At 62.9% G+C, this 17,918-nt stretch carries 17 protein-coding genes and 1 tRNA gene; 13 read left to right on the top strand and 5 right to left on the bottom strand.

Annotated features, from left to right (window positions below):
* Window positions 1–36: 36 nt before the first annotated feature.
* The 3 genes from G552_RS0108375 to G552_RS0108365 all read right to left on the bottom strand — a co-directional run bounded on the left by G552_RS0108375 (window position 37) and on the right by G552_RS0108365 (window position 1,633).
* Entirely contained in the window at window positions 37–471 is a 435-nt protein-coding gene (locus G552_RS0108375) for a type II toxin-antitoxin system VapC family toxin (RefSeq protein WP_027882634.1), read from the bottom strand.
* Window positions 468–746, bottom strand: coding sequence for a type II toxin-antitoxin system Phd/YefM family antitoxin (locus G552_RS0108370; RefSeq protein ID WP_027882633.1), 279 nt, complete (start codon window positions 744–746; stop codon window positions 468–470). Before G552_RS0108370 ends, G552_RS0108375 begins: the two co-directional genes overlap by 4 nt.
* Window positions 747–961: 215 nt before the next feature.
* Window positions 962–1,633, bottom strand: coding sequence for a response regulator transcription factor (locus tag G552_RS0108365; RefSeq protein WP_027882632.1), 672 nt, complete (start codon window positions 1,631–1,633; stop codon window positions 962–964).
* On the opposite strand from G552_RS0108365, the gene G552_RS0108360 reads away from it, so the two are divergent.
* From G552_RS0108360 to queG, 5 genes are all read left to right on the top strand, one after another.
* On the top strand, window positions 1,632–2,204 hold the full coding sequence (locus G552_RS0108360) for a hypothetical protein (RefSeq protein ID WP_156890706.1): 573 nt from the start codon (window positions 1,632–1,634) through the stop codon (window positions 2,202–2,204). The genes G552_RS0108365 and G552_RS0108360 overlap by 2 nt on opposite strands.
* 163 nt (window positions 2,205–2,367) lie before the next feature.
* Window positions 2,368–2,838, top strand: coding sequence for a hypothetical protein (locus G552_RS0108355; protein WP_027882630.1), 471 nt, complete (start codon window positions 2,368–2,370; stop codon window positions 2,836–2,838).
* Window positions 2,835–4,100, top strand: a complete 1,266-nt coding sequence (gene bshA, locus G552_RS0108350) for an N-acetyl-alpha-D-glucosaminyl L-malate synthase BshA (RefSeq protein WP_027882629.1) — start codon at window positions 2,835–2,837, stop codon at window positions 4,098–4,100. The genes G552_RS0108355 and bshA overlap by 4 nt, the downstream gene beginning before the upstream one ends.
* A gap of 27 nt (window positions 4,101–4,127) precedes the next feature.
* Window positions 4,128–5,552 (top strand): sensor histidine kinase, encoded by a 1,425-nt coding sequence (locus G552_RS0108345; RefSeq protein WP_027882628.1) that lies wholly within the window; start codon window positions 4,128–4,130, stop codon window positions 5,550–5,552.
* Window positions 5,549–6,667, top strand: a complete 1,119-nt coding sequence (gene queG / locus G552_RS0108340) for a tRNA epoxyqueuosine(34) reductase QueG (protein ID WP_036270507.1) — start codon at window positions 5,549–5,551, stop codon at window positions 6,665–6,667. Before G552_RS0108345 ends, queG begins: the two co-directional genes overlap by 4 nt.
* Here queG and G552_RS0108335 read toward each other — a convergent pair.
* The gene (locus tag G552_RS0108335) at window positions 6,664–7,374 is read right to left on the bottom strand and encodes a metallophosphoesterase family protein (RefSeq protein WP_027882626.1); all 711 of its coding nucleotides are present in this window, start codon (window positions 7,372–7,374) and stop codon (window positions 6,664–6,666) included. The two genes, queG and G552_RS0108335, sit on opposite strands and share 4 nt — an antisense overlap.
* A gap of 45 nt (window positions 7,375–7,419) precedes the next feature.
* Between G552_RS0108335 and lnt the strand changes: the two genes are divergently transcribed.
* The 8 genes from lnt to G552_RS0108295 all read left to right on the top strand — a co-directional run bounded on the left by lnt (window position 7,420) and on the right by G552_RS0108295 (window position 16,059).
* On the top strand, window positions 7,420–8,814 hold the full coding sequence (gene lnt / locus G552_RS0108330) for an apolipoprotein N-acyltransferase (RefSeq protein WP_027882625.1): 1,395 nt from the start codon (window positions 7,420–7,422) through the stop codon (window positions 8,812–8,814).
* A gap of 31 nt (window positions 8,815–8,845) precedes the next feature.
* Window positions 8,846–8,931: transfer RNA gene (locus G552_RS0108325), tRNA-Leu, on the top strand.
* An 18-nt stretch (window positions 8,932–8,949) separates the two neighbouring features.
* Entirely contained in the window at window positions 8,950–9,177 is a 228-nt protein-coding gene (gene secG, locus G552_RS0108320) for a preprotein translocase subunit SecG (RefSeq protein ID WP_027882624.1), read from the top strand.
* 234 nt (window positions 9,178–9,411) lie between these two features.
* The gene (locus G552_RS0108315) at window positions 9,412–11,145 is read left to right on the top strand and encodes an ABC transporter substrate-binding protein (RefSeq protein ID WP_027882623.1); all 1,734 of its coding nucleotides are present in this window, start codon (window positions 9,412–9,414) and stop codon (window positions 11,143–11,145) included.
* A 59-nt stretch (window positions 11,146–11,204) separates the two neighbouring features.
* Window positions 11,205–12,401 (top strand): ABC transporter permease, encoded by a 1,197-nt coding sequence (locus G552_RS0108310; RefSeq protein WP_027882622.1) that lies wholly within the window; start codon window positions 11,205–11,207, stop codon window positions 12,399–12,401.
* Between the two features lie 12 nt (window positions 12,402–12,413).
* Window positions 12,414–13,985: an ABC transporter permease gene (locus G552_RS0108305; RefSeq protein WP_027882621.1), complete on the top strand. Its 1,572-nt coding sequence runs from the start codon at window positions 12,414–12,416 to the stop codon at window positions 13,983–13,985.
* Window positions 13,986–14,029: 44 nt separating this feature from the next.
* Window positions 14,030–15,058 carry an ABC transporter ATP-binding protein gene (locus tag G552_RS0108300; RefSeq protein WP_027882620.1) on the top strand — a complete coding sequence of 343 codons (1,029 nt, stop codon included), beginning with the start codon at window positions 14,030–14,032 and terminating at the stop codon, window positions 15,056–15,058.
* Window positions 15,055–16,059, top strand: a complete 1,005-nt coding sequence (locus tag G552_RS0108295; protein WP_027882619.1) for an ABC transporter ATP-binding protein — start codon at window positions 15,055–15,057, stop codon at window positions 16,057–16,059. The genes G552_RS0108300 and G552_RS0108295 overlap by 4 nt, the downstream gene beginning before the upstream one ends.
* 42 nt (window positions 16,060–16,101) lie before the next feature.
* Here the strand turns inward: G552_RS0108295 and G552_RS0108290 are convergent, their stop codons facing one another.
* On the bottom strand, window positions 16,102–17,766 hold the full coding sequence (locus G552_RS0108290) for an NADPH-dependent assimilatory sulfite reductase hemoprotein subunit (protein ID WP_027882618.1): 1,665 nt from the start codon (window positions 17,764–17,766) through the stop codon (window positions 16,102–16,104).
* Window positions 17,767–17,918: the final 152 nt, after the last annotated feature.

Below are 17,918 nucleotides of genomic sequence, written 5' to 3'. Positions count from 1 at the left end.
CACCGATCCCTGTCCCACACTTACCCCTGGCAGGGATTACAGCTGCTGCAACCCCTCCTCCCTAAACCCCTCCCGGCGAGCAGCAAGGCTCAGCCGGGCATCCAAGCAGATAAAGGCCAGCCTGGAGGGTCTCCCTCCGCTTGCTACGAAAGCCGCGGCGAGCTGAAAAGCATCCATCGCCCTCAAGCCGTGAACCCGGAGGAAGCGGCGTGCTGCCTCCCGGACCTCCTCGGTCGGCAACACCTCATTCCAGCCAGCCTCGAGTTCGCGCAACCGCCTGAAGGCCTGCTCTAACTTGCTCGACTCCAGGAGTCCCTCCCGCTCGAGGCGCGACAGGGCCGAGGTGAGCTCGACCGGCGTACCCCACCAGACCAGCAGCTCGGGATCCTCCCGGTACAGCTCGAGCATCCGGGGGGAGGCCTCCTCCCAAAGCAATAAGGGCACCAGGGCGGAGCTATCCCAGAATCTCAACGCCCTTCCTCCCGCTCGCGGAGGAGGAGCTCCAGGGTGCTGGCTTTGGCCTCAGGCCAGGGAAGGGCCTCGAGGTTCACCGGTTGCCCCAGGCCGCGGCGAACCAGGCCCTTGCGCTCCAGTAGCGCGAGCCCCTCTCCAGAACCTCCGGCCACGGGGCTCAGTCGGGCTACAGGAACACCCCGCTCCAGAATGAGAGCCTCCTCCCCAGCCTTGACCCGATCCAACAGGGCGCTAAGCTGGTTTTTCGCCTCGCTAACAGAAACTGTGCGCATATAGCTATTATAGCCAGATTCATAAAGCCTATCAAGCAAAGTAGCTCTGGACCCGGGGTCAGATCATCTGGGTAAAGTGTAAGTACCATTTTTTGCAGTGGGTGAGACCCTCAATCCCAGAGTGTAGGTAAGTGGCTCCAAAGGGGCATAGCTCACCTCCAGCCGGGTGGCTCTCTCCCCGTTGAGGCGGGGGACTGAATGAAAATGCACGGTCTCTAGCGACCGGGGGATTTTTCCCGCAGAACGTAGCCAACCCCCCGCAGGGTCTGGATCAGGCGGGGTTCGCCGAGCTTCTGCCGTAGCTGTTTGATGTAGACTTCAACGATATTGGTGTCGCCGAAAAAATCGCTGCCCCAGACCGCATCGAGTAGGAAGGATTTGGAGAGTACCCGTTCGGGCTGGCGCATAAAGGTATGCAAAAGGCGGAACTCCAGGCCGGTAAGTACCACCTCGCGCGATCCCCGAAAGACCTGATGGCTTTCGGGGTTGAGCCGCAGGTCGGCGTAGCGCAGCTCGGAGCGGGCCTGGCGCTGGCGTAGGCGGGCCTGGATACGGGCTAGCAAAACCTCGAAGCGGAAGGGCTTGACCACGTAATCCTCGGCGCCGAAGCCAAAGGCTTGGATCTGATCCTCGGCGGTGTCGCGTGCGGTGAGCATGAGTACCGGGAGCTGGGGGTCGGCTGAGCGCAGACGGCGCAAAACCTCGAGCCCGTCTAAGCCCGGCAGCATCAGGTCGAGAACGACTAGATCGGGGGGGGTCTCGCGGGCCAGGCGCAGCCCCTCTTCGCCTGAGGGGGCGGTGGAGACTTGGAAACCTTCATAGGAGAGGCCACGCCGCAACAGGCTGGTGATGCTGGGGTCGTCGTCAATGACCAGGATGCGCTTCATGGCCTTTATTGTAGGGCGGCCCTCAGATGGCCCTCAGCTAGCCTACAGGATGGCTTCAGCTCGAGCGGCTACCCTGACAGGCGGGAGGAAGGCTGTGCGGATGCAGGGCAAAGAACTCCTGGGGTGCCGGGTGGTCCTCGAGCCCGACCAAGAGCCGTTGGGCTGGGTGCACGATCTTGTGCTGGACTACGAGCGGCACGTTCTGCTGGGGCTGCTGCTCGGGCCGGAATGGTCGAGGCGAACCCCGGTGGTACCCTTTGCGCCGATCCACCGTTTGGCGGAAAGAACCCTCAGCGTCTGGGAGGCTGAGCCTTCGCCCTGGGTTCGCCAGCGGATGGAGGCCTTGCTGGCCCGACCCAGGCTGCTGGGGTCGCGGCTATGGTTACCGGAGGGGGTCTTGTTGGGTGTTTTGGCCGAGGTGGTGCTGGAACTTGAAAGCGGAGCGATTCAAGACTACCTGGTGGGCGGGGAGGAGATGTTGCAGGGGCCTTTCCTGCCCGTTTCCCCTCAACGGCTTTTGGCTCTGCTGGACAGCCCCTTCCGCCAGCCCGGATCAGCCATGGGAGGTTAGGTACGTCCTGGAGCCCTTGGCTGGAGGTGGCCGCAGCCCTTTTATGGCTAGGGTTTTTAGCCGTGGGGTTGGGGGGGGTAGTTTGGTTTATCCGAACCAGTCTGGGCAGCCAAGTAGGAGAGCCTTCAGAGAAGCCTGAGTCCAAGGAGTTTGAACGGCGGCCATGAAACCTATTCAGCGTATTCTGATACCCACCGACGGCTCGAGGCCTACCCAGGTGCTCCTGGAGGTGGTGCGGGCCCGCTATCCCCAGGCCCAGATTCGGCTGCTCCAGGTGGGCCAGATGCTCGGCCTGGGCCAGCCTTCCCCCGGGTCCGAAGAAGGGGCCAGGCTGCAGGGGCTGGCCCAGGCTGCGTGGCGACAAAAAGAGGTGGTGGAGGTCATCGTGGAGGAAGCCTTGGCCTGGAGGGCGGATATGCTAGCCCTGTGCTGCCAGGAAGGCAAGGTTGGCTGGCTCTCCCCCCTAAACCAGGCCTTGTTGCGCCGACTGCCCCTCGAGGTGATGCTGCTGCATCTGCCCAAACGGGTAGTGGAGATTTATGTGGGCTGGGCTGAGCCCGAGGCCCCGAAGGGCTCGCTAGCGCTGGAAAAAGCGCCTTCGTCGAGGCTAGGCACTACAGGAGGAACACCATGAAAATCGCTATTTTATGCCATGCCAGCGCAGGGGGTTCGGGGGTGGTCGCTACCGAACTGGCCCTGGCCTTGGCCGGTCTGGGGCATACCGTGCACGTCGTCGCCGCTGAGCGGCCTTTCCGCCTGACCGAGGAGCGCTTGCAGGCGACCCTACGCGACCTGGGCAGTGAACCGCCGCCACAGAGCGTTTTGGCCCGGCTGGTGCAACAGGGCAGCCAGAGTGTGCGCAACTGGTTGGGCCGGATCACCAAGCGCTCGGTGGGGCCGGCGGCCAAGCTGCACTTTCACGAGTTTTTGAGCGCCGATTACCCTTTGTTCAAAGACTCGCTGGTGACCCTAACCGCGGCCAACTCGCTAGCCAAGGTCATAGAGGAACACGGCATCGAGATCGTGCATGCCCACTATGCCATACCCCATGCCACCAGCGCGCTTTTAGTGCGGGATATGGGCTTACCTATCAAGGTGGTGACTACCCTGCACGGTACCGATGTAACGCTAATGGGCCTCGAGCCCGCTTTTGCCCTGACCACCAAACATGCTATCTTGCGTTCCGACGCGGTCACCGCGGTTTCTCACGCCTTGGCCCAGGAGGCCCGGCAGCACTTTGCCCTGGATCGCCCCATCGAGGTGGTCTATAACTGGGTGGATACCGAGCGCTTCCGGCCCAACACCGACCCGGCCTACCGGGCCCGCTTTGCCCAGCCGGAAGAGGCCATCCTGCTGCACGTTTCCAACTTTCGCGAGGTCAAGCGCCCTTTGGATGCGATCCGCATCTTTGCGGGGGTGGCCGAGGTGCGCCCGGCCCGCTTGCTGATGATTGGCGACGGGCCCAAGCGGGCAGAGTGCCAGGAACTGGCCCACCAGCTCGAGCTTTCCGGGCGGGTACAGTTCATCGAGGCTACCCCGCAGATCGAGAGGTTCCTCTCGGTGGCCGATCTGTTTGTACTGCCCTCGGCGCAGGAATCATTTGGGCTGGTGGCCCTCGAGGCCATGGCCTGTGGGGTGCCGGTGGTGGCCTCCCGTGCGGGTGGTCTTCCCGAGGTGGTGCAAGATGGGGTCACGGGCCTGTTGCGCCCGGTGGGCGATGTGCCTGGCATGGTTCAAGCGGCCCTGCACATTCTGGAAGACCCAGCCCGGCACCGCCAGATGCGCCAGGCCGCGCGGGAATGGGCTATGCAGCAGTTTCGCCCCGAAAGCGTGCTGCCGCGCTACCTAGAAATCTATCAGTCGGTGCTGGAGGGCCATCCGACGATGGCCCCCTAGGGGGCAGGCGGCTATAGTGAAGCCAGGATGCCGATCCGGCTGCGTCTGGCATTGTGGTACGGCACCTTGTGCACGGTGCTGATCGGGCTGGTCTCGTTCCTGGGCTTCGCGGCCTATACCCGGGGGCAGTACCAGACCCTCGACCAGGTACTGGTGCTTTCGGCCAACCATGTGGCGGCGGGCTGGCGCGAGGCCGGCACCTCGTATGTGCTCGAGGCCGATATTTCCGAGCTTCAGGTGGCCTTCCGTCTGTACGATAGCTACGGCCATTTCAAGCGTGGCTCGCGCTTGGCGCCTCCTTTCGAGCCGATTCAACCGCAAAAAGTGCTGGAACAAAACCTCTCGGTCTACGCCGACCCAGTTGCCCAGTTTCTGCGCTTGCCCTGGACGCATAGCCAGGGGGCCTTTTTGCTTTTGCCAGGCCAGGATGGCCAGCGCTGGCGGGTCTATGTGACCCCTCTGGTCAAGGGGCAGGAGACCTTGGGCTACCTCGAGGCCCTCACCCCGCTGGGCCTGCTGGACGCCTCGGTGCGGCGGCTGGCCGCACTGTTGCTGGTCGTGGGCCTCGTCTCCATGCTGGCGGTGTTTGGCCTGGGGCTGATTCTGGCTGGAGGGGCCCTGCGCCCCATGGCCCATCTGATCGAAACCGCCCAGCAGATTGCCCGCTCTGCCGACCTTTCCATGCGGGTGCCGCCTATGGCCGCCCGGGATGAGCTGGGGCGGCTTTCACGAACCTTCAACCAGATGCTGGAGAACCTGGCCAAGGCCTCCGAGGCGCAAAAGCGTTTTGTGGCCGATGCCTCACACGAGCTACGGGCGCCTTTAGCCGCGATTCAGGGCAACCTCGAGCTTCTGCGGCGCTACCCCCAGATGCCCGAGGCCGACCGCCAGGTGGCCCTGGGCGAGGCTGAACGGGAGGCCCTGAGGCTTTCCCGGCTGGTGGCTGACCTTTTGCTCCTGGCCAAGGGGGATGCCGGCCTGCCCCTGCGCCCAACCCGCGTTCGCCTCGACGAGGTGGTGGAGGAGGCCCTGCGCGACGCGGACTGGCGGGTGGAGGGGCACCGGCTGGAGGCCCAGCTACAGCCGGTGTGGGTGCGGGGCGACCGCGACTACCTCAAGCAGCTGGTGCTGAACCTGCTGGAAAATGCCCTCAAGTACACCCCTGCCGGGGGCTGGGTAAGGCTAGAGCTAAAGCAGCAGGGCGACCGGGTTCTCTTCCAGGTGCAGGATAGCGGCATCGGCATTGCCCCGGAGGACCTGCCCTTTGTCTTCGACCGCTTCTACCGCGCCGATAAGGCCCGTCGGCGCGACCCGGGCGGCAGCGGCCTGGGGCTCTCCATCGCCCGCTGGATTGTGGAGCAGCACCGGGGTTCCATCCAGATTCAAAGCCAGCCCGCCCAGGGAACCACCGTGCGGGTGGTGCTGCCGGCGGAGGAGGCCGCCGACGGATGAATGGCGCACAGCCCTTATCGGAAGCGGCCCGGTATCTGGAAGAGGCCGCCCAGGCGCAGGGCTTCCTCACCGCCTGGGCCGGGCTGGAGCTGCCCCAACCAATGCAGCAGCGCTACCGCGACTGGCTGACCCAGGGCCGGCAGGCCGGGATGGCCTACCTGGAGCGGAACCCGGAGTCCCGGCTCAACCCGGCTCGGCGCTTCGCCTGGGCTAAAAGTGTGCTGGTGCTGGCCGCCCCCCACGCCTACCCACCGCCCCCCAGGCCTTCGGGCGGGGTGCGCCTGGGCCGGGTGGCCCGCTACGCCTGGGTGCGGGACTACCACCATCTGCTCTGGCCCCACCTCGAGGCCCTGGAGGTGCTGGCCCAGCGCCTGGGCCTGCAGGCCAAGGGCTACGTGGACACCGGGCCATTGTCCGAGCGCAGCTATGGGGTGCTGGGGGGCCTGGGCTGGATTGGACGCAACGCCATGCTGTTGCGCATGGGGGAGGGCACCTACCTGACCTTGGCGGTGCTCCTGACCAGTGCCCCGCCCCCCCCGGCCCGGCCCTACCCGCCGCGCTGTGGCCGCTGCACGCGCTGTGTGACCGGCTGCCCCACCGGGGCCTTGCTGGGCGACGGTACCCTGGACTCGAGGCTTTGCATCAGCTACTGGACCATCGAGCACCGGGGCCTGATTCCCCCTGCGTTGTGGCCCGCTCTAGGGGATTGGCTCTTTGGCTGCGACGTGTGCCAGGAGGTCTGCCCCTGGAACCAGAGGGCCCAGGCCTTCTGGCCCGGTTTTGCCCCCGAGCCGGAGCTGGCCTACCCCAACCTCGAGGATTTTTTTTACCTTTCATCGAAGGCTTTTGAACGCAAATATGCCGGGACAGTTTTTCTGCGCCCAGGCCGCACCCGCATGGCCCGCAACGCCCTGGTGGTGCTGGCCAATCTGGGGAACCCCGACTACCTCCCCCTGGTGCGCCAGGGGGCCCGGGACGTCAACCCCATGGTGCGGGCCACCGCGGCCCAGGCCCTGGCCCGGCTGGGCGACTTTGACGCCCTCCTTCCACTGACCCAGGACCCCGAGCCCGCGGTGGCTGGGGTGGCTTTGGCCTTGCGCCAAGCCCGGGGCTAATGGGGAAACCGCCCCTGCCGCACCACCTCGGCCAGTACCTCGGGTAGCTCCCAGGCGGCTAGGTCGAAGGCCACCTGGCCATAGTCGTAGGGCAGCTTCAAAAAGCGGTGAAGGATTTCGCCGTGGAGGTCGTCCTCTAGAATCAGCACATCGGCCCCGGGTTCGCCCCCCAGGCTCAAGCCCACCGAGCCAGGATCAAAGACCACCCCTTTGTGCACCACTCGGCGGAAAGGGATGTGTTTGCCCGCCACCACTGCGTAGCGCGAGCGTAGACCCTCTAGCATTTTCAGAATATCGGCGGGGTGGGCCTCGTTGAGGTCTATTTTTTCCTCCGGGTTTTCCGGTGAACCGTAGAAGGCCATCAGGCGCCCCCCTGGGGTTTCGTAGCGGTGGCGGGTTCGCAGGTGGCGCAGGAACTTCATCTCACGGGAACTGAGCTGCGCTCGGGTCCATTGGATGGTGGTCTCCGCGATGCCTTCCCGAGGGGGAGCCGGCAGGGCATAGGCCACCCGTAGGTCGGCCGCCCCAGGGACGCAGGGGATGCCTTCCCGGTCGAGTCTGTGCAACACCTGGCGAGGGTGGGGGCCATACCCCACCAGGTCGCCTATGGCCAGCACGTGTTCGACTCCTTCTTTGCGTAAAGCCTCGAGGGCCGCCTCGAGGGCGGGTAGATTGGCGTGAATCTCTGCGATGATGCCCAGCCGCATGGTTCCCTCCATTCTGCCACAACGGCCCCGCAGTATGCTGGGGGCGTGCACGGGTGGTCTGCCTTGCTTTCGGGGGTAGCCCTGGCCCTTTGCCTGCCGCCCAGCCCGCTGGGTTTTTTGGCCCCTTTGCCCTTGGTCTGGCTCCTTGGTCAGGGCGGGTTTCGCTTCGGTTTTCTGGCGGGTTTGGCGTTTTGGGCGGTGCACCTGGTCTGGCTGCCCTTGAGCTTTGTGGCACTGTTTCAGACCCCCTGGGGGGCGGCGCCCTATCTTCCCTTAATTCTGGCCAAGGCCCTGTTGTGGGGCCTGGTGTTTGGCCTAAGCCGGGGGCGGCCCTTGGCCCGGGCAGGGTTATGGGTAGTGCAGGAATACCTGACCTCCTTGGGTGAGCTGGCTTTCCCCTGGGGTTTCCTGGGGTATGCCCTGGTGGAGGCCCCTGGACGGGTGCTGGCCAGCCTGGGCGGGGTGTACTTACTCTCCCTGGTGGTGCTGGGGGTGGCCCTGGGCCTGTTTTATGCCTGGCAGGGCCTACAAAAAGAAGGGGTCATCCTTTCCCCTCCGGTGCTGGGCGGGGTGGGGGTTTTGCTCTTCTGGGCAGGGTTGTGGCTGATGCCATTGCCGGCCATCCAGGCCAGCCAAAAAGCCCTCTTGGTGCAGGGAAACATCAATCCCTTGCAAAAGCTCGAGGGGGTTTCGGCCCAAGAGACCTATCTAGCGCTGACCCAAAGGGGCCTAAAGACCCATCCTGAGGTGGCGGTGGTGGTCTGGCCCGAGACCGCGGTAGCTGCTTTTCCCCCTGAGCTTTCGCTCGCGTTAGAGGGGCGGGAACTTATCAGTGGCCTCGAGACCGGCGACACCAACCGGGTGGTGCGCTATGTGGACGGTGTGATTACCCACTTCTACGACAAAAACCGGCTGGTGCCCTTTGGCGAGTATTTTCCCTGGAACCAGGCGCTGCGCCCGCTCTATCGCTTCTTTTTTCAGACCTTCGGCTTTGGGGGGGAGCTGGCCAGCCGCACCCCGGGCCAGGGGTATGGGCCCCTGTATCGCTACGGCGCTTTCATCTGCTACGAATCGGTCTTTCCCGAGGTGGCGCGCCACCTGGTGCAACAGGGGGCCGGGGTGCTGGTGTTGGGTTCCAACGATGCCTGGTACGGCCCCAGCTTTGGGGGCCTGCAGCACTTCCAGATGGGCCGCTTGCGTGCGGTGGAAACCGGGCGCTGGCTGTTGCGGGCGGGCAACGATGGGGTTACGGCCATCATAGACCCCTATGGCCGGGTCACGGCCCGCCTCCCCCAACGCCAGCCGGGTTTCCTGGCGGGGGGCTTTGGCCTATCCTCTACCCAGACCCCCTATGTGCGCCTGGGCGACTGGGCGGTGCTCTTAGCCGGAGCTTTGGGGCTCCTTGGCTTGCGTATCCGGCCCAAACGCGCTATAGTCTAGCCTGGCTGGCCTTTGGCTAGTCTTCCCCTCTGCCGGGATGGCGGAATCGGTAGACGCACCCGACTCAAAATCGGACGGTGAACAACCGTGTGGGTTCGAGTCCCACTCCCGGCACCAAACGGCAGGAGGCCTGTAGTGGAGATTCTGCAAAACATCCTGATTTTCCTGTACATCGTGGTGGCGGGTTTTCTTGTGTACCTGGTGCTTTCCCAGGAACCTCGCCAGGGGGCCGGGGACATGTTCGGCGGTGCTGCCGATCTCTTCAGTACCCGAGGCCTAACCGGAGGCCTGTACCGCATCACCATTATCCTGGGCGCTTTGTTCGTACTCCTGGCTTTCTCTTTCCGCTTTTTCCCGCGCTAAGCCTGTGGGTCTATGCCCCCCCCCTGGCCATGCCGGGGGTTTTTCTTTTTGGTGTACGCCTCGGAGGTTTAGGCCCATCCACCGTTTGGTGGATGCCGCTGGGGGCCCAATTCCCGCCTGCGCCCTTGACAAGGGTAGGCTGGATTCATAGCCTTGTACCAAGTCCATCTCGCCTGCGGTGCTTCTTTCCAAGCAGCGAAGGTGGTGAATTGTCAATCCATCAGGAGGCAACCGATGAGAAAACTACTGGTTTTAGGCATGCTCGCCCTGGCTGGGGTTGCGCTGGCTCAGCCTAAGGTGTTCAAGGGTACCGAGCCGGGCCGGGCCGGGGGGGCCTACCGGGTCACGGCCATCTCGGATCCGCGCACCTGGAACCCCTTTGTGGCGCGGGAGACTTCCTCTACCGACATCATCAGCCTGTTCCTGCCTACCCTCACCGGCTACAGCCCCTACACCCAGGCCCCGGAGGGGAACCTAGCCAAGTCCTGGGAGGTGCGCAACAACGGTCTGACCGTGATTTTCCAATTGCGCGAGGGGGCCCGCTGGTCCGATGGCCGGCCCATCACCGCTGACGATGTGGTGTTTAGCGCCACCGTGCACGCCGATGCACGGGTTAACTCCAACGCCCGCAGTAGCTTCATCCTGGATGGCCAGCCCATCCGCTGGACCAAGGTAGATCAGTTCCGGGTGCGGGCTGACTTCCCCAAACCCTATGCGCCTGCGCTCATACAGGGCTGGTATATCGTTCCAGAACACATCTTCGGCCCGGCTTACCGCGCCGGGGTGCAGCAACTCCAGGCTCTGTGGAACCTGGACACCCCTCCGGCCCAGATTGTCTCAGGGGGGCCCTTCAAGCTGGATAGCTACGTAAAGGGCGAGCGGGTGGTGTTGGTGCGCAACCCCAACTACTGGGGGGTGGACGAGCGGGGTAGCCCGGTGGCCTACCTCGAGCGCTACACCGTGCAGATCGTGCCCGACCTGAACGCCCAGCTGGCCCGCTTCCTGGCGGGCGATGCCGATGTGTTTGCGGCGGCCAACGCCGACCAGGTGGCCCAGGTGTTGGAGCGCATCCGGGCGGGCCGCCTGCGGGCGGAAATCTTCCCCAATGCGGATGTGACCCTGGGCACCAACTTCATCGTCTTCAACTGGAACCACAAGGATCCCTTTAAGGAAAACCTTTTCCGTCAGGTGAAGTTCCGCCGGGCTATGGCCCACCTGATGGACAAGAAGTCCATGATCGAGGTAGCCCTGGGCGGCTTGGGGCAGCCCCAGTGGAGCCCCATCTCCATCCCCAACAAAGCCTTCTTCACCGACGAGGTGGCCAAGTACGAGTTCAACCCGCAACGGGCGGCCCAGCTTTTGGCCGAGCTGGGCTTCCGCAGCAAGAACCGCGATGGTTGGTTGGTCAACGCCCAGGGCAGGGTGCTGGAGTTTAACCTGGTTACCAACCAGGGCAACAACGTGCGGGAGCGCATCGCCCAGATTTTCCGCGACGAGGCCCGCAAGATTGGGGTCAAGGTGGAGTACCGGCCTATTGACTTCAACGAGCTGGTACGCCAGCTCACCAGCCCTGCGGCAGATGGCACCCGCGAGTTCGATGCTATCCTGATCGGCCTGACTGGTGGGATCGAGCCAGCCTTCAGCCGCAACGTCTGGGAGCTCAACGGCCCCCTGCACATGTGGAACCTGGGCGTGGGAGGGAAGAACCCCGCCAAGGTGGAGGCTTTCGAGGTGTTGATCGACTCCCTGATGAAGCGCGGGGCTACCACCCTAGACCAGGCCCAGCGCCGTCAGATTTACGTGCAGTTCCAGAAGGTGGTGGCGGAGAACCTGCCCATTATCTACACCGTGGCCCCAGCCTACAACCCGGCCCGCCTGACCCGACTGGGTGGCATGTTCTCCAAGGAGCAGGTCAACGCCATCACCGGTCAGGCTCCCTACATCGAGACCGTCTTTGCGAAGGAGTAGCAGCGAACCAGGGCAAGGGGTGGTGCTAGGCCACCCCTTGTCTTTCCGTGGGTAAAGTTATGTACGCCTATATCGTTCGAAGGCTACTCCAGCTCATCCCCACCTTTTTTGGGGCTACCCTGCTGGCCTTTCTGGTGATTCAGCTGGCCCCGGGGGATTTTGTCACCCGGCTCGAGCTCGACCCTACCCAGGACCGTGAGTCCATCGCTAACCTGCGCCAGCAGCTAGGCCTCGACCAGCCCCTGCCGGTGCAGTACGCCAAGTGGCTCTCCGGCATCTTGCAAGGCTACCTGGGCCTTTCCCTTTCCTACAAAACCGATGTCTGGAACGTGATTGGGCCCCGTATCCTCAACTCCATGGTGCTGGTGGTGCTAGCCACCTTGATGATCTACCTGATCGCCATCCCCATCGGGGTGTATTCGGCCATCTACAAGTACACCTGGCAGGATCGCCTCTTCACCGTGCTGGCTTTTTTTGGCCTGGCGGTGCCTAACTTTTTCTTCGGCCTGATTATGCTCTTTCTGGCGGTCTGGCTATACGACCTGACCGATATGCGGCTTTTGCCCATCGGGGGCATGACCAATGAGTTTTTGCACCTGGGTAACATGACCCGGGCCGCGCAGTGGTTCTTTCCCCCTGCTTTGCTGGGCAGCCTGGTCTTTGCTGCGCTGTTTTGGCGGCGCACCCGGCAAAAGCTGGCCCCTACCTTTGGCCAATGGGTAGGGCTGGTGCTTTTTGGCGTGAGTGCTTTGCTCCTGCTTTTTCCCTTGTGGCAGGGGCCTGGCCTACCCGAGCGCTTACCCTACACCGATGCCCCCCTCTGGGCCCGTATCACCAATGTGCTCTGGCATGCCTTTCCCGTGGTGATTGTGGTGGGAACCTCAGGCCTGGCCGGGCTGATGCGGGTGATGCGGGGGCAGATGCTGGATGTGCTCTCCCAAGACTATATCCGCACCGCCCGGGCCAAAGGCCTCTCGGAACGGGTGGTCATCTACAAGCATGCCCTGCGCAACGCGGTCATTCCCTTCATCGCGGGGATTGGGGGCCTGCTGCCTGGGCTGATAGGTGGGGCGGGGCTGGTCGAGGTGACCATGGCCTGGCCTGGGATTACCCCGGCCCTCCTGGAGGCTATCTCGGCCATTGACCTGTACGTGATTATGGGCTTGATCACCATCACCACCATCCTGCTCATGATCGGCAACGTCATCTCGGATCTGCTCCTGGCCTGGGTGGATCCGCGCATCCGCTACAGCTAGGGGGTCTAGGGTATGCTAAGAAGAGTCCCATCGAGCTCCTCGGCCCCGGCCAACCGGAGTTTTTTCCAGCAGGCCTGGCTGCGCTTTAAGCGCCATCCTTTGGCCCGGCTGGGAGCGGCGATCCTGTTGGTGTTCTACCTAGGGGCCTTATTCGCCGACTTTTTAGCCCCTTATCCAGAGGAAAAGAGTTTCCGCGACTTTTCCTTTGCAGCACCTACCCAGATTTTCTGGCGGGACGAGAATGGCCGTCTGACCCGGCCCTATGTGTGTGCCTCCGAACGGCGGCGTAACCCCGAGACCTTCAAGGTAGAGGTCATTACCGACTGCGAGAAGGGGCGCTATCCCATCTACTTCTTTACCAAGGGCGAGCCCTACCACTTCTTGGGCCTTTTCCCCGCCGATTTGCGGCTGATGGGGGGGCCTTGGTTGTTGGAGGACAAGGCCCGGCTTTTCCTTTGGGGTACCGACGACTTTGGCCGCGATATCTGGGGGCGTATCTGGTTTGGGGCCCGCATCAGCCTGACCATCGGCATCTTTGCCGTGGCTTTGGCCCTTTTGATCGGTATCTTTATGGGGAGTATCTCCGGCTACTATGCCGGGCGCCCGGTTACTTTCAGCATCGGGCTTTTGAACCCCCGTTTCTGGGCTTTTGTGCGGGCTAGCCGCCTGCTAGACCACCTTCTGGCCCTGCTGGGCCTAGCGCTGATAGCGGCCTTGTTTTGGGGTATGGCCCAGGGCTATCAGCTATACATCCGTCCTGATCTGCAGCGGGTGAGCACCTTGTTGCTCGGCATGTTGGGGCTGGGGGTAGGGCTGGTGCTCTTCGGGTTGCTCTTGTACTCCCTGGTCTGGCGTAGCCACCTGGTGCGGGCCTTGCTTTGGCTTTTGGCTTGGGTGGGGGTGGCCTGGCTGGTTTGGATCACGGTCTGGGGCTTTTTGCAGAGCAGCCGGGGCCTCGAGGCCTTTCTGGCAGGCCTCTTAGGTGCAGGGTTGCTAGGGGCGATTGGTTACATTCTGCTTTGGCCCCGCATCGAGCTTGACCTGGATACCCTCATCATGCGCTCGGTGGAGGTGCTAGCGGCTATCCCCGACCTGTTCTTGCTGATCATCCTTTCGGTGCTGATTCCCATGGAGGTGCCGCCGGCGGTGCGCTTTGTGTTGGTGGTAACCATCCTTTCCTTTGTGAACTGGGGTGGGCTGGCCCGCATCATCCGCAGCCAGGTGCTGCAGCTAAGGGAGATGGAGTATGCCCAGGCGGCCCAGGCCTTGGGGGCAGGGGATGCCCGCATCGTGATCCGGCACGTGCTGCCGGGAACCTATACCTACCTAATTGTGGCGGTCACCTTGGCCATACCGGGCTTTATCCTGGGCGAGTCGGGGCTTTCCTTCCTGGGCCTGGGCATTCAGGAACCGGCCACCTCCTGGGGGCTTATGCTTTCCAAGGCTCAGGCCACCGGCATTACCGCCTTCACCGAGCGGCCCTGGCTTTTAATCCCAGGCGTCTTTATCTTCATGGCGGTGCTGGCCTACAACTTCATGGGGGATGGCCTGCGCGACGCGCTTGATCCGCGCACCAAGGTGTGAGGGGATATAATGCAAGCTGCTTTGGCAGTGCCTTAGGAGTAGGAATGGACGACAAACGGCTGGTAGAAGTTACAGACCTCAAGGTGCACTTCTTCACCGATGATGGGGTGGTCAAGGCGGTGGATGGGGTTTCCTTCCACATCAACAAAGGGGAGACCCTGGCGGTGGTGGGCGAGTCGGGCTCGGGTAAGTCGGTAACTAGCCTGGCCATGATGCGCCTGATTCCCAGCCCCCCGGGCAAAATTGTGGGAGGCCGCATGCTGTTCCGCGGTAAGGATGGTCAGCTCCGCGACCTGGCCAAGGAGGACGAGGCCACCATGCGCCGGATCCGGGGCAACGATATCGCCATGATCTTCCAGGAGCCCATGACCAGCCTGAACCCGGTGTACACCGTAGGGGATCAGATTGCCGAGGCCATCGTGCTGCACCAGGGCAAGAGCAAGAAGGAAGCCCTCGAGCAGGCGGCGGAGATGCTCGATCTGGTGGGTATACCCGAGCCTAAAAAGCGCTTGAGCAACTACCCCCACCAGATGTCCGGGGGAATGCGCCAGCGGGTGATGATCGCCATGGCGCTTTCTTGCAATCCCTCGCTTTTGATTGCAGATGAGCCCACCACCGCGCTGGACGTAACCATCCAGGCCCAGATTCTAGAGCTGATGAAAAAGCTGCAGGAAGAAATCGGGATGAGCATTCTGTTCATCACCCATAACCTAGGGGTGGTGGCTGAGATGGCCGATCGGGTGGTGGTGATGTATGCCGGACGGGCCGTGGAGGAGGCCGATGTGGTGCCTACCTTCAAAAAACCCCTGCACCCTTACACCATGGGCCTCTTGAACTCGGTACCCCGGCTCGACCTAGCGGCGACCCACCAGCAGCGCCTCGAGGCCATCCCTGGTAACGTGCCTAACCCGCTCAGCCTTCCCGCAGGCTGCGCCTTCCACCCGCGCTGCAAGTTCTTCAAACCCGGCCTGTGTGATACCGAGATTCCCGCCCTGCAGGATGCGGGGGATGGGCATATGGTGCGCTGCGTGCGCTGGGCCGAGATTCAAAAAGGTGAGGCGGTGAGTGCATGAGCGTAGCAGCTCCTGATACCACGACCACCCATCTGGTGGAGGTTACCCACCTCAAGAAATGGTTCCCCATTCGGGGTGGGATTCTTTCCCGCGTGGTGGCCAACGTAAAAGCGGTCAACGATGTGAGCTTTGGGGTAAAGAAAGGGGAGGTATTGGGCCTGGTAGGGGAGTCTGGCTCGGGTAAGACCACCGTGGGCCGCACCATCCTGCGTCTGATCGAGCCTACCGAGGGCAGTATCCGCTTCGATGGGCAGGACATCACCCACCTGCCCAAGAACCAACTGCGGGCTTACCGGCGCCGGATGCAGATCATCTTCCAGGATCCCTTTGCCTCCCTCAACCCGCGCATGACCGTGGGGGACATCATCGCTGAGCCGTTGGTGATCCACAACCTGGAAGGCTCGGCCAAGGCCCGCAATGAGCGGGTGGCTGAGCTATTGGATCTGGTGGGGCTCAACGCCGAGCACGTGCGGCGCTACCCCCACGAGTTCTCTGGGGGTCAGCGCCAGCGCATCGGCATTGCCCGGGCCCTGGCGGTGCGCCCGGAGTTTATTGTGGCCGACGAGCCAGTCTCGGCCCTGGACGTCTCCATCCAGGCCCAGGTGGTCAACCTCCTGCAGGACCTCAAGGAGCAGCTAGGGCTCACCATCCTGTTCATCGCCCACGACTTGGCCGTGGTGGAGTACATCTCCGACCGGGTGGCGGTGATGTACCTGGGCAAGATCATGGAGCTGGCCCCCTCGCGCGACCTCTACCTGAATCCCCGCCACCCCTATACCGAGGCTTTGCTCTCGGCCATTCCCACCCCCGACCCCACCGTCAAGCGCGAGCGCATCGTACTGCAGGGAGATATTCCCAGCCCCATCAACCCGCCCTCGGGCTGTGTCTTCCGTACCCGTTGCCGCTATGCCATTGCCGAGTGCGCAACCACCGTACCTGAGCTAAAGGAAGTGGCCCCGGGCCACTTTAAGGCCTGTATCCGCGACGATATTCTCAACTGAGACAGGCTAAAAACAGCCCAGGGCCACGGCCCTGGGCCTTTTCTATCCCGCTGCTACACCCTCGAGTTGTTCCAGGCCGATACGATGGCAGAAATCGCCGAACGATTCCCCGGGCTGTCCTTCTGTGCGGAAGCGCTGGAACAGGGGCTCGAGTACTGCGACGATGGCCCCGCGCTTAACGTTGTCGCGGTAAAGCCGCCCTAGCCGGGTGCCCAAGGGACTACCCCCCAGGTAGATGCTGTAGGAGTCCAGGCTGCGTCCGACCAAACCCACCTCGGCGGTGTAGGGGCGGGCACAACCATTGGGGCAGCCGGTCATGCGTACGTGAGGGGCACGCTCAGCCAGGCCCAGCTTTTCCAGCAGGTTGTGCAGTTCACGGATGACCTCGGGCATTACCCGCTCGCTCTCGGTAATGGCCAGGCCGCAGGTGGGCAGGGCAGGGCAGGCCATGGCGTTTTGCACCACCAGGGGAAGCGTACCGGGAAGAGCCACCGCATGGTTGCGGAAGATGGCCTCAATAGCCGCCTGGTCGGCAGGATCGATGCCGGTAAAGAGGAGGTTTTGCTGGGCCGTGAGGCGCAGCTCGGGGGTGAAGCGTTGCACCACTTCACGGATCGCCGCGCGTAGATTTTCCTTAACCCGTCCGTTCTCCACAAATACCCCTAAGAACAGCTTGCCATCGCCCTGGGCGTGCCAGCCTAGGTGGTCGCTGCCGGAGTGCCACTCGAGGGCTCGAGCCTCGGGTAGGGGGTAGCCCAAGTAGTGCTCAACCTCGGCTCGGAAGCGCTCGAGGCCCCAGGCCTCAACCAGGTACTTCATACGGCTAAACTTGCGATCCTCGCGACGGCCATGGTCTCGCTGCACCCGGATGATGGCCTCGACCACCTCGAAAAGCTGCCTTGGAGGAATGGTGGTTAGAGGTTTAGCCAGAATGGGCCGGGTATCTTTAGCTCCGTGGCTCTGCCCCAGTCCACCCCCTACCAATAGGGTGAAGCCAGCCAGCACCCCCTCTTGGAGTAGCGGAACGATGCCGATGTCTTGAGTGTAGACGTCCACACAGTTGTCGCCAGGAAAGGCAAAGGCAATTTTGAACTTGCGCGGTAGATAGGTCTGGCCGTAGAGGGGCTCGTGCTCCTCGAGGCTTGCGGCTTTCTCTCCGTCCAGCCATATCTCGTAGTAGGCGCGGGTCTTGGGCTTGAGCCGGTCGGAAAGCTCTTTGGCGTAGCGGGATAGCTCCGCTCGCTGGCGGTCATGGAAGGGGGCGGGGCAGGCCACAATGTTTCGTACCACGTCGCCGCAGGCTGAGAGGGTGGTAAGCAGATGGCGGTTGAGGGTTTGGATTAGGGGTTTAAGACCGCCCTTGCGCACCCCATGGTACTGGATAGCCTGGCGGGTGGTGATGCGCAGCGTAGCGTTGCCCAGCTCGTCAGCCAAGCGGTCGAGGGCGAGGTACTGCTCAGGTGTGAGCACCCCACCAGGAATGGCCACCCGGATCATGAAGCGGTAGTCTGGCCCTAAGCCTTGGGCTTTTCTTGCCTTACGTACGTCGCGGTCATCTTGCTGATAGATGCCGTGAAACTTCAAAATCTGGTAGCCTGCTTCACTAAAGTGATCGCTTTCGCTGTGCAGTTCTGCGTCTACTGGCCCACGTAGGTAATGGCTGGCGATTTTTATGTACTCAACGTTGGACAACTTGGTTTCAGACATAAAAGCTCCTTTGGGCACCTGCTTTGTTAGACCATGATCTGGGTAACAGCCTGCCGGACACCAAGCAAACCTGCCCGCTGCCGCACCACCTCGCCAATAACCCAGACGGCGGGGGCCTGCACTCTGACTTGCCCTCTGGCCACCGCATCTAG

The sequence above is a fragment of the Meiothermus rufus DSM 22234 genome (genome assembly GCF_000423425.1).
In the GTDB taxonomy this organism is placed as follows: Bacteria; Deinococcota; Deinococci; order Deinococcales; family Thermaceae; genus Meiothermus; species Meiothermus rufus.
This window is presented reverse-complemented; position numbering and strand designations above follow the sequence as displayed.

Excerpts from the sequence above, each read along its gene's own strand:
- G552_RS0108370 (WP_027882633.1), bottom strand. The coding sequence starts at position 746 with ATGCGCACAGTTTCTGTTAGCGAGGCGAAAAACCAGCTTAGCGCCCTG.
- G552_RS0108360 (WP_156890706.1), top strand. The coding sequence starts at position 1,632 with ATGGCCTTTATTGTAGGGCGGCCCTCAGATGGCCCTCAGCTAGCCTAC.
- G552_RS0108365 (WP_027882632.1), bottom strand. The coding sequence starts at position 1,633 with ATGAAGCGCATCCTGGTCATTGACGACGACCCCAGCATCACCAGCCTG.
- G552_RS0108355 (WP_027882630.1), top strand. The coding sequence starts at position 2,368 with ATGAAACCTATTCAGCGTATTCTGATACCCACCGACGGCTCGAGGCCT.
- bshA (WP_027882629.1), top strand. The coding sequence starts at position 2,835 with ATGAAAATCGCTATTTTATGCCATGCCAGCGCAGGGGGTTCGGGGGTG.
- G552_RS0108345 (WP_027882628.1), top strand. The coding sequence starts at position 4,128 with ATGCCGATCCGGCTGCGTCTGGCATTGTGGTACGGCACCTTGTGCACG.
- queG (WP_036270507.1), top strand. The coding sequence starts at position 5,549 with ATGAATGGCGCACAGCCCTTATCGGAAGCGGCCCGGTATCTGGAAGAG.
- G552_RS0108335 (WP_027882626.1), bottom strand. The coding sequence starts at position 7,374 with ATGCGGCTGGGCATCATCGCAGAGATTCACGCCAATCTACCCGCCCTC.
- G552_RS0108315 (WP_027882623.1), top strand. The coding sequence starts at position 9,412 with ATGAGAAAACTACTGGTTTTAGGCATGCTCGCCCTGGCTGGGGTTGCG.
- G552_RS0108310 (WP_027882622.1), top strand. The coding sequence starts at position 11,205 with ATGTACGCCTATATCGTTCGAAGGCTACTCCAGCTCATCCCCACCTTT.
- G552_RS0108305 (WP_027882621.1), top strand. The coding sequence starts at position 12,414 with ATGCTAAGAAGAGTCCCATCGAGCTCCTCGGCCCCGGCCAACCGGAGT.
- G552_RS0108300 (WP_027882620.1), top strand. The coding sequence starts at position 14,030 with ATGGACGACAAACGGCTGGTAGAAGTTACAGACCTCAAGGTGCACTTC.
- G552_RS0108295 (WP_027882619.1), top strand. The coding sequence starts at position 15,055 with ATGAGCGTAGCAGCTCCTGATACCACGACCACCCATCTGGTGGAGGTT.
- G552_RS0108290 (WP_027882618.1), bottom strand. The coding sequence starts at position 17,766 with ATGTCTGAAACCAAGTTGTCCAACGTTGAGTACATAAAAATCGCCAGC.